7 protein-coding genes and 1 pseudogene are annotated in these 10,233 nt (G+C 47.2%); 3 read left to right on the top strand and 5 right to left on the bottom strand.

Annotation, left to right across the window (positions count from 1 at the left end; genetic code table 11):
- Both MHN01_RS07245 and yiaY read left to right on the top strand, forming a co-directional pair.
- Nucleotides 1-529 (top strand): annotated as a pseudogene (locus MHN01_RS07245) (hypothetical protein); the annotation flags it as partial.
- Nucleotides 530-901: 372 nt separating this feature from the next.
- The gene (gene yiaY / locus MHN01_RS07250) at nucleotides 902-2,050 is read left to right on the top strand and encodes an L-threonine dehydrogenase (RefSeq protein WP_239410707.1); all 1,149 of its coding nucleotides are present in this window, start codon (nucleotides 902-904) and stop codon (nucleotides 2,048-2,050) included.
- Between the two features lie 96 nt (nucleotides 2,051-2,146).
- On the opposite strand, the gene MHN01_RS07255 is transcribed toward yiaY, so the two are convergent.
- From MHN01_RS07255 to cls, 5 genes are all read right to left on the bottom strand, one after another.
- Nucleotides 2,147-3,244 carry a GGDEF domain-containing protein gene (locus MHN01_RS07255; RefSeq protein ID WP_239410708.1) on the bottom strand — a complete coding sequence of 366 codons (1,098 nt, stop codon included), beginning with the start codon at nucleotides 3,242-3,244 and terminating at the stop codon, nucleotides 2,147-2,149.
- Nucleotides 3,245-3,292: 48 nt separating this feature from the next.
- Nucleotides 3,293-3,787, bottom strand: a complete 495-nt coding sequence (locus tag MHN01_RS07260) for an oxidoreductase (RefSeq protein WP_239410709.1) — start codon at nucleotides 3,785-3,787, stop codon at nucleotides 3,293-3,295.
- A gap of 321 nt (nucleotides 3,788-4,108) precedes the next feature.
- Nucleotides 4,109-5,977, bottom strand: coding sequence for a response regulator (locus MHN01_RS07265; protein ID WP_239410710.1), 1,869 nt, complete (start codon nucleotides 5,975-5,977; stop codon nucleotides 4,109-4,111).
- Between the two features lie 8 nt (nucleotides 5,978-5,985).
- The gene (locus MHN01_RS07270) at nucleotides 5,986-6,825 is read right to left on the bottom strand and encodes a PhnD/SsuA/transferrin family substrate-binding protein (protein WP_239410711.1); all 840 of its coding nucleotides are present in this window, start codon (nucleotides 6,823-6,825) and stop codon (nucleotides 5,986-5,988) included.
- 120 nt (nucleotides 6,826-6,945) lie between these two features.
- On the bottom strand, nucleotides 6,946-8,403 hold the full coding sequence (cls, locus tag MHN01_RS07275; protein WP_239410712.1) for a cardiolipin synthase: 1,458 nt from the start codon (nucleotides 8,401-8,403) through the stop codon (nucleotides 6,946-6,948).
- A 352-nt stretch (nucleotides 8,404-8,755) separates the two neighbouring features.
- Here cls and MHN01_RS07280 point away from each other — a divergent pair, with 352 nt between their 5' ends.
- Nucleotides 8,756-10,090 (top strand): sodium-dependent transporter, encoded by a 1,335-nt coding sequence (locus tag MHN01_RS07280; RefSeq protein WP_239410713.1) that lies wholly within the window; start codon nucleotides 8,756-8,758, stop codon nucleotides 10,088-10,090.
- Nucleotides 10,091-10,233 lie beyond the last annotated feature (143 nt).

The following is a 10,233-nucleotide window of genomic DNA, read 5'->3' on the forward strand; positions in this document are numbered from 1 at the left end:
CTATGCGGTAGATGTTCGCGACGGCGATACAATCGAACCGGCACCTGTAACGGTGACAGGCCTGCAGGATGAATATACCCAGAATGAAGAAGGGCTGGCATATATCAGTGCCGCTGTTGAATCCGAAGGCCGCTATCTTATCAATATGAAGCTGCTGGACAGTACGGGTCATCAGCTGTCACTGGCGAGTGATATTGTAGACAACGGCGAGATCGACTTGACAGTGTTCACCTCCCAGTTGGGGGATTTCACCATTGAGGTATATGCCGCCGAGCAAGATGCCGAACACAAATTGGTTGAAACTAAGTCTGTCACAGTGAAGGCCCCGTCAGAAGGGGGCAATTATGATTATGCCTACCCTGAAGGCATCGGTCAGTATGTCCCGGGTGAAACACTGGTATTGGGGCGTGATGGCAGCATCTATCAATGTCGTCCATTCCCGGAAGGCGGCTGGTGTAACATCGACTCGGCTATCCATTATGAGCCAGGTTTTGGTTCGGCATGGGAAGATGCTTGGATCCGTCAATAACCTCCAATTCCTTCTCCGGAAAAACCAGGATAAAGCGCTGACATGTTTCAGCGCTTTTTTGTGTGCGAGAACTCTCAGTTTTCCCCCTTAATCTATGACAATACGAAAGAGAATGTTTCCATGGGTAAACAATTGTGGGTGCATTTTTAGTGAAAAAGTGATCGAATTCAAAAAATACAACGCTGACCAGTCACTTTTTTTCATAAATTGTCCGAGATCAAATTGTTGCACATTTTGAAAGTGTTAGATATGTATGCCTAGCCCGAATGGGGTATGTGGGATACTCATTACAGGTAGCGTTTTAATCCGAAAAGAGATAGACGGGTTAGTTGGTTAAAGTAATTAGTATTTGATAATTATGGAGAATTAGATATGAGCAGTGCATTTTTTATCCCTACAGTTAACCTAATGGGTGCAGACTGCCTAGTTGAAGCTGCAGATGCGATTAAAGCACAAGGCTTTAAAAAAGCACTAATCGTTACCGATAAAATCCTAAGCCAAATCGGCATGGTGAAGCAGGTTGCGGATCTGCTAAGTGATCGTGAAGTTGAGTCTGTTGTTTTTGACGGTACACAACCAAACCCAACAATTGGTAACGTTGAAGCTGGTCTTGAGCTGCTAAAAGCGAACGAGTGTGACTTCGTTATCTCTCTAGGTGGTGGTTCTCCACACGATTGTGCGAAGGGTATTGCGCTTGTTGCATCTAACGGTGGCAAGATTGCTGACTACGAAGGTGTTGACCAGTCTGCGAAGCCTCAGCTTCCGCTAATTGCAATCAATACAACAGCGGGCACAGCTTCTGAAATGACTCGTTTCTGCATCATCACTGATGAAGCGCGTCACATCAAGATGGCGATTGTTGACAAGAACACAACTCCACTGATGTCTGTTAACGATCCTAAACTAATGCTTGCTAAGCCAGCGTCTCTGACTGCAGCAACAGGTATGGATGCATTGACTCACGCTATCGAAGCATACGTGTCTATTGCGGCAACGCCAATTACCGATGCGGTAGCTATCAAGGCGATCGAGCTTATCCAGGCGCACCTACGTACTGCAGTAGAAGATGGTCAGAACCTGGAAGCACGTGAGCAAATGGCTTACGCGCAGTTCATGGCGGGTATGGCGTTCAACAATGCTTCTCTGGGTTACGTACACGCAATGGCACACCAGCTAGGTGGTTTCTACGACCTTCCACACGGTGTTTGTAATGCTGTTCTTCTTCCACACGTACAGCGCTACAACGCACAGGTTTGCCCTGAGCGTCTGCTGGATGTTGCAAAAGCAATGGGTGTGAAGGTTGAAGGCATGACTGCTGAGCAGGGTGCAGAAGCGGCACTAGAAGCGATTCAGGTTCTGTCTAAAGATGTAGGTATCCCTGCTGGTCTTACAGAGCTAGGTGCTAAAGCAGAAGATATCGCTGTTCTGGCTGACAATGCGCTGAAAGATGCTTGTGGTTTCACTAACCCTAAACAAGCGACTCACGAAGAGATTTCTGCTATCTACACTGCAGCAATGTAAGCTGATAGAAAAGCAAATTATTCCTAATGAAAAAGCGGTCATCTGACCGCTTTTTTTATGTCTTTAACCCGTCCCATGGGCAGTAACTAAGCAGCTTTAGCTTATCACGCGTTGGTTATCTGGCAACGAAGATAATGTGCGGTAATGCAGCAGGCCATCCTTTCCTTGTTGTTTGACTTCGTACATCGCGAAGTCTGCCTGCTTCAGCACTTGAGAGACAGATTTGGCTTCTTTTGGAAATTGGCTGACCCCTATGCTGGCTGAAATCGAATGAAATGAGCCGGCAAACATAGCTGGTTTGCTAAAGATCTCCGTCAACTGTTCAGTGATGCAAGAGTTGTTGTTACCTGTCGGCTGGCAAAGCTCAATGACTGCAAATTCGTCGCCGCCCATACGCGCAGCACAATAATGTTTACAGCGTAGCTTCGACAGTCGCCGGGCAACTTCGACCAGCAATTCATCGCCAGCGTGGTGACCCATCGTATCGTTGATCCGCTTAAATCCATCCAAATCAATTAGGTAAAAATGAAATGAGGTATTGGTCTGTTCCAAATCGCGCAGTTTTTGGTTGAGCCAGAGTCGGTTGTTTATGCCTGTCAGGGAGTCCTTCATTGCCAGTGCATGATGGGACTGGGATTCTCGCAATAGGAGATAAGCCATCAGGGCTCCCATTAGCAGGGTTGTCAGGAGCAGGTAACGAATGACGGTTTCAACTTCGGAAATTGCCCTGATCCTTTCTTCCAAATCCCCACTAGCAAGTCGGAATTTATAGTTGAGAAACACGATCAGCTCTTCATAGTCGGCTCTGAACCGTTGTAGCAAAGCCTGAGTTTCATGGGTTGAGGGTAGGTTGAGTAATCGAGGCTCCTGTAATTGAAGCATTTCAAAGTGTGAGTTAATTTTATCTAGAGCACCATTGAAATGATCAAGATGTATAATCATGCTGTTGTCGATGATGGTGTTATAGCGGCTCCAGAGAATTTCGTACTGGATCATCATTTCGTTATGGTTACTTTTGCCGAATTGGTAGTTTTGCAACTGGTAGATAAATTCTGAATATTCCTTAGTTAGCTGCAGAACGAACCATATCGCTTCATTTTGGCTTTTGGATACAACCTCCGAATTGCTCTTCAGGTGATTGACAGCAACCAGCGTACTTAATATCAAAAGCGGGGTGATGATATACAAAATCATCTTGACACATTTTTTCTTGGAACTTGTAGAACTGCTTCGGATCATAGCTTATTCCGCTTTGATGGTTTCCAGCTGCCAGACCATTTTGGCCAAATTTTTACGTTGACTGAGCTCTGGATACTTGTCGATTGAAAAAACCAGCCAATAGGGTCCGTAGTCGCGGATTTTCAGGTATTGATCGTTTTTCTTAATCGCAATAATCGGTTCGTATTTTCTGATGTGTTTCCAGCTAGAAGAGGCCGAGTAGTCGTTTAGGGCGCTCATTAAAATTTCGGTTGGCTCTAGCTGATATGCGTTAAGCAAGGTTGTCAGCTTGACGCCTGAAAATTCAGCCTGTTCCTTGATCCAAGGCAGGTGGGTTGTCAGGGAAGTTTGCGGTAATTCTTCTAGTTGAGAACGGGTAAGGGTGACATTAACCTCATGCCCTGATGAATTCTGGCCTGTGATTGTTAGCGTTGTCTCATAGGCGAGAGCTGACGTAGACGCAAAAATGCATAGAACAATATATAAGCCAGTTACAGCTTGTGACAACCTAACGGACATCCTGATACCTCATGGTGGTTATCGATAAAACAGAGCTGACATTTAAATTGAGGCAAATAGTGAGCCTTAGTATTAAATCAGCATTTTATGTACATGTTTTTGTATATTGTAGTCCGGATTCTATAAACAACATGAATGCCAAAATGTGATCACTCACGTCAGATTTTTGACATTCTAACCGAACTTTTAACGATGTAATCGATTTTTTGTGTCAAAAAGTTCTTTTTTAAGCCGCCTGAGCTATTCCGGTTCTAATACTAATGCAAAATTCAGGCTAGAATTTTCAGAATTATTCATCTTCACTATCTTTCTATTGCCAGCCTAGGAAACCTGCGAATAAAGGGCGGTGTCCTGATGATTTCGTCCCAACCAATAGCAGATAACCTGAAGCATTTTGTTTATATCTATTGGCTTGGTAAGAAAGTCGTCCATTCCGACGGACAAACATTGCCGCTTGTCTGTGTCACTGACATTGGCTGTCATGGCAACGATGGGGACTTGCTTTTCGGCATTGGTCAGCTTGCGTATTTCACTGCAGGCATCAAGCCCGTTCATTTCGGGCATCTGCAGGTCCATCAGTACCAGAGCAAACTTGTTGTTTCTCATCGCTTGAACAGCCTCAAGGCCATTATTGGCTGTATTGACTTGAAATCCATACTTGGCCAGCAAAGTCTTGGCAATCAGTTGATTGGATGGGCTGTCTTCTACCAGTAATATCGGCAACGCCTGCTGTTGGAGGGTCGGGACAACGGGTGTGTAGCTGCTCTTGTTGTTGGTGTTATCGGCAGGCTTGAGTGTTAACTGGAACGAGAAAATTGAGCCTTTCCCCAGGCTGCTGTTGATATCGAGCTTCCCTCCCATGATAGCAAGGAGCTTGTTGCTGATGGCAAGCCCCATGCCGGCTCCGCCATAACGTCTCGAAAAAGACGGATCGCTTTGGACAAACGGATCCAAAATAGCACCAAGCTTTCCTTTATCAATTCCTATTCCGCTATCTTCTACTGTGAAGGAGAGGGTTGTGTTGTCATGTATTTTCTTGCTGGTGATGCTGAGCGAAATTGTACCGCTTTCGGTGAACTTAACGGCATTTCCCAACAGGTTGGTTAGCACCTGCGTGATTTTGCCTTCGTCCCCAATAAAGCTGGCCTGACTTGCCAGATCTGAACGGAAAGCCAGAACGATGCCTTTTTCTGCCGCCTGTTCAGAAAAAAGTGCGATAACATTTTCGGCCGTATTTACCGGCGAAAATGCTGCATTATTGACAGCCACTTTGTTGGCGTCCAGCTTTGAATAATCAAGGATGTCGTTGAGTTGGTTTAGTAGTAACTTAGCGGCATTCTGCGCCGTTGTGGTGAAATGTTTGGCCGTTGTTGATAGCGACTCATCCTTGAGAATATCAAGAGAGCCAAGAATGACATTCATTGGGGTTCGGATCTCATGGCTCATGGTTGCAATAAACTCAGTTTTGCTCTTGTTGGCTTCTTCGGCATGTCTCTTTGCTAACTGAAGTTGGCGCTCTTTATCTTTCTGTGCCTTTAGTACCTTCTGAAGGACATTGACGGATTTGTCGAGACGCGCTAACTCTGATAAGTGCTCCGGATCCGGCTTGACGGGCAGAGCAAGCCCGTCAATGGATAGTAACCGTTTGTTGATTCTATTTAATGGTGAAAGCAGGAGGTAATGGGTTAGGAAATAGCAGAAAAAACCAAGCAGCAATAACGAGGCAGCCGAGATAAAACGTATCTGATCGACATGGTGATTGATGTCAGCCAGCAGTCTTTCTTTGCTGAGCGCAAGGGTCATCGAGCCAAAAACCTCACCTTCGAACATGATAGTGCGATGATACTGGGCCGTTAGCGGGTTACTGCCGCCGGGAGCTTGCCCTGAACTGGCTAAGAGCACTCCAGCCTCATTACTGATAAGGACGTAGATAAGGTCAGGGTTATGAGAGGTTGCCTGCTCCAGTATGGTTTCCAGGTGGGGGACATCTTCGGTCAGAACATCCTCTATGGTTGTCGACGATAATGCCTGGAAGTAGCTTTGTAACTGCCTGTCTACCTTATCTTCGAGGTAATTTCTTTCGTAACCTCGAACAATTTCTCCGGCACTGAAGCTTAGCAACAGCGTGATCAGTGAGATCAGAAAGGCATACTTGAGCCACATAGGCAGTGATTTGGTATAGGCAGCCATAAACCCTCCTACTCAGAAAAGAAACGGTTGTCGGTCATGGCAAGACGGATTTTTTCATAATCACTGTCGTTACCGGGAATGAATCCATTTTTCTTCAGTGCTTTTAACGCTTTGGGCTCGACTAGCTCAAGCAGGCTTTCTTTCAGGCTGACAGCGATTTTCGGCTCAAGTGTCGAGCTGGCAATCCATGGCTTAGTAACATTTTCAAAGCGAGCAATAGCGCGAAGCGGCATCCCTTTTTTGACCAGTTTGTTGAAGGTGCTTTCTTTTAGGGCCCCGGCATCGTATTGCTCTGATCCAACAGCCGCCCCGACCTTGTCGTGACGTCCCAGATAGCTGTAGGAATCCAGGCTGCTGGCTGTAATGTTGTGGTCGGCCAGATAACTTTGCGACAGATAACGGCCGATCGTTGAGTTCTCGTCGCCAAACGCAAATGACTTTCCTGCCAGATCAGTTGCAGAGTGAATATGGCTATCGTTGTGCACGCAGATAACGCCGTTAAAGGTTTTTCCGCCGTTGTTGCTCTCGATCGCCAATATTCGAATATCGGGATTCTTTTGCTTGGCCAAAATGTAAGAGCTCGGGCCAAACCGTGAGAAATCGACCCGGCCCTCGACAAGATTGCTGAGTCCCTGCTGGTAGTCTTTTGAAATTTGCATCCTAATTTGCACAGGCTCCTTGAGTTTTGCTGTCATTTTGACTTCGAGAGCATTAAGCACTGGACGAAATTGCTTAACCATAGCTGTTGCCTTGTCTGAGGTGTATACCCCAAAGCTCAGCTGAATATCGGACAGTGCAGGGAAGCTAGTAAAAGCTAAAGCAATTAGCAGGGAATGGACTTTCTTCATGGCGGCTCTCACTTCTGGACAGACAGTTAGTAAGAGCAATAAACAGACCATGTTGTGCTATAGGTGAGAATCTGAGGTAGAGAATGCTTGGCTGGATGTATGTAAAAGTAAAACAGCCCTTTATAGCAAAGGGCTGAACATATAGAAGAACTGCTCAATCAGCTTGTTGATCACCGGACGTTTTTCCCATTCGCTAAGCTCGATATGGGCGGAGTCTTTAATGTATTCCTGCTGTAGCCAGCTCAGTTGCTGGGTGAATTCAGGGTTATCGACAGCCAGGGTGACTTCAAAGTTAAGCCATAGGCTGCGCATGTCGAGATTCACGGTACCAATGAGGCAATGATTGTTATCGATCACAACGGACTTGGTATGCAGCAGTCCGCCGTGAAAGCGGTGGATGTTGACGCCGGCAGCGAGGAGTTCGGTAAAGAAGGAGCGGCTGGCCCACTCAACCATGATCGAGTCATTTTTGTCGGGAATAACAATGTGAACGCTTATGCCACGTTCGGCGGCACTTTCCAGCGCATGGAGCAGGTTCTCGCTCGGGACGAAATACGGTGTGGTGATCACAATGCTCTCTTTCGCCTGATAGATGCTCAGCAGCAGTACCTGATGAATAATTTCATCGGGCATCCCGGGGCCTGAAGGGATCACCTGGATCATGTCTGAGCTGTCTGCCGGTGAAGGAAGATTACAGGCAGGGAGCAGTGGCAGATAGCGTTCGCCCGTTTCGACTTCCCAGTCCCAGGCCTGGATACAGTTCAATACAGAGACGGTCGGCCCTGTCACCCGCACCATGACATCAATCCACTGGCCCACACCGGCATCGGTCTTAAAGTACTCGGGATCGACCAGGTTCATCGAACCGGTATAGGCGATATTGTTGTCGATAACGACAATTTTCCGGTGCTGGCGCAAGTCCAGGCGGCGTAGGAACATTCGCAGCGGTGATACTGCCAGCGCTTCAGTGATTTCGATACCAGCATTACGCATTAACTTCGGCCAGTAGGAGCGGAAAAAGCGCATACTACCTGCCGCATCCAGCAATACTTTCACTTTGACGCCGCGTTTGGCAGCTACGATAAGAGCACCGGCCACTTCGTCTGCCAGGCCTCCCGGGTGCCAAATGTAAAATTCGAGATGAATCGCTTCCTGTGCCTGGTGAATGTCTTCAATCAGCGAGTGTAAGATTTTGTGCGGAGAGTCTTGCAATGAAAGTGAATTGCCACACAGTGCCGGGATGCCCAGCCGATTTTCACATAAATCACTGATTGGGCGGGCATGAAGGCTCATCTGTTGCGGCTGGTGGCCGGGGCAGTCATTCAGACGCTGAAACCAGTCGGCAAAGGGCTGGAACATTTCCAATGCCCGCTCAGCCCTTTTTTTACCCAGGTTGAGCTCGCCCACAAGCAGATAAGCAAAGACGCCGCCGATAGGAATGATATAGATGATCATCAACCACGCCAGTGATACGCCCACGACGCGGCGCTTAAACACAACCCGCATTGTCACACCAGCGATGATCAGCCAGTAAAAGAAAACGCCGACCCAAGCGAGTACTTGATAAAACTGTTCCATGTGAATGGCTTATCTGATTAATAAAGAGTTATATGCTCTCTATTTTGCATTGAAATAGAAGGAATACCAACGTTATCTTGCAGGCAGAAATATCTGCCAATACTTTTAACAAGGGTGAAACAAAACAGTATAAATTGACCAATAAATGTGCAGAAAAACGCGTTTGACGGAGAAATGCTAGTGATAGATCAAAAAATAGAATCGCGGGCTTCACATTCTATTCCTAAACTGTTTTACTTGCCAATGTTGACGGTGTGATTGATACTCTTATAAATGTACACAAAACTTTACACCCGAAATAAGACATAACAAATAGCAGCACAATAATTATCAACTAGTGTAGAGAGCTCGTATGGCAAGTGGATCAAGAGCGCAATTTAGCTCAAGGATAGGTTTTATTTTGGCGGCAGCTGGTTCTGCTGTCGGTTTGGGGAATATTTGGGGCTTCCCGACTCAGGCAGCAAGCAACGGCGGTGCTGTCTTTCTGATGGTTTACCTGCTGATGGTATTCGCACTGGCTTACCCATTGCTGGTGGCAGAGCTGACTATTGGTCGTTACGGCAGTGCCAACCCGATTAAATCGCTACGTTCGGTATGGCCCCAGCAGCGCGGCATCGCCACGTTGCTTGGTGTGGCAGGAATGATTGCGGTCTCAATGATCCTGAGCTTCTACGCCATTGTTGCAGGCTGGCTGTTTGGTTATCTTGTCGGGCCGATCCTTGACGCGATTGGCATGACATCTGCTGCTAACTGGCTGGAATCTTTCAGTGCTTCACGTAACTTGGCCCTGATGGTCTTCTTCATGGTGCTGACTATTCTGGTGGTACGCAACGGGGTTGCAAACGGTATTGAGCGCTGGTCGACCCGACTGATGCCTGTGCTGCTGCTGCTGTTCGTGGTTATGGTGATTTATATCCTGACCCAGGACGGTGCCATTGATGGTTTGAAAATGTACCTGGTGCCTGATCTTTCTCACTTTAGTCCTAGTCTGGTGGTGAGTGCCATGGGACAGGCATTCTTCTCGCTATCGCTGGGCGTCTGTTCAATGATGGTGTACGGCTCATATATCAAAAAAGATGTGAACCTGCCGAAAACTGCGGCGCAGGTTGCCTTGCTTGATACCTCTGTTGCCTTTATTGCTGGCCTGCTCATTCTGCCTGCAATGTTTGTTGCCCAGCATAACGGTGTCGAAATCTACAGCGATACCGGTGCGCTGCTGTCGTCAGATACCCTGGTGTTTAGCGTATTGCCTGCAATGTTCGATACCATGGGCTCGGCCGGACTGTTCATTGGCGTACTGTTCTTCGTATTGATGGTGATTGCAGCCCTGACTTCATCGATCTCGATGCTGGAAGTACCGGTTGCCTGTGCAACTGAAGAGCTTAACCAGGATCGTAAAATTGCCGTGTGGTGGATTGGCGGCCTGATCACCTTGTTCTCTGGCATTATCGTGTTCAACTTCGGCGATATGTTTGGCCTGGTTATCTCTATCACGACAGAATATGCCCAGCCTATCCTAGGCATGCTGTTTGCCCTGCTAGTCGGCTGGGTCTGGAAGCGTGACAAGGTACTGCAGGAAATCAAGGAAGGCTATCCTGAGCTAGAACAGGGGCTGTTCTGGAAAATCTGGCCTTGGTATGTTCGCGTTGTCTGTCCGCTGATGATGCTGTGGGTATTCTTCGCCTGATTTAGGGCTGAAGCACCCTCGATATAGTGACCTTACAAAGCCGCTCGATTGAGCGGCTTTTGTGTGTCAGGCATTTGGGTATATACTCCGCGTCTCGATTTGGTTTGTTCTATGGTATTTGGTTATGTTCACTCTGGAGATCG

The sequence above is a fragment of the Photobacterium sp. OFAV2-7 genome, from assembly GCF_022347985.1.
Taxonomy (GTDB): Bacteria; Pseudomonadota; Gammaproteobacteria; order Enterobacterales; family Vibrionaceae; genus Photobacterium.

Coding starts and splice junctions, on each gene's coding strand:
- yiaY (WP_239410707.1), top strand. CDS start 902: ATGAGCAGTGCATTTTTTATCCCTACAGTTAACCTAATGGGTGCAGAC.
- MHN01_RS07255 (WP_239410708.1), bottom strand. CDS start 3,244: ATGATTTTGTATATCATCACCCCGCTTTTGATATTAAGTACGCTGGTT.
- MHN01_RS07260 (WP_239410709.1), bottom strand. CDS start 3,787: ATGTCCGTTAGGTTGTCACAAGCTGTAACTGGCTTATATATTGTTCTA.
- MHN01_RS07265 (WP_239410710.1), bottom strand. CDS start 5,977: ATGGCTGCCTATACCAAATCACTGCCTATGTGGCTCAAGTATGCCTTT.
- MHN01_RS07270 (WP_239410711.1), bottom strand. CDS start 6,825: ATGAAGAAAGTCCATTCCCTGCTAATTGCTTTAGCTTTTACTAGCTTC.
- cls (WP_239410712.1), bottom strand. CDS start 8,403: ATGGAACAGTTTTATCAAGTACTCGCTTGGGTCGGCGTTTTCTTTTAC.
- MHN01_RS07280 (WP_239410713.1), top strand. CDS start 8,756: ATGGCAAGTGGATCAAGAGCGCAATTTAGCTCAAGGATAGGTTTTATT.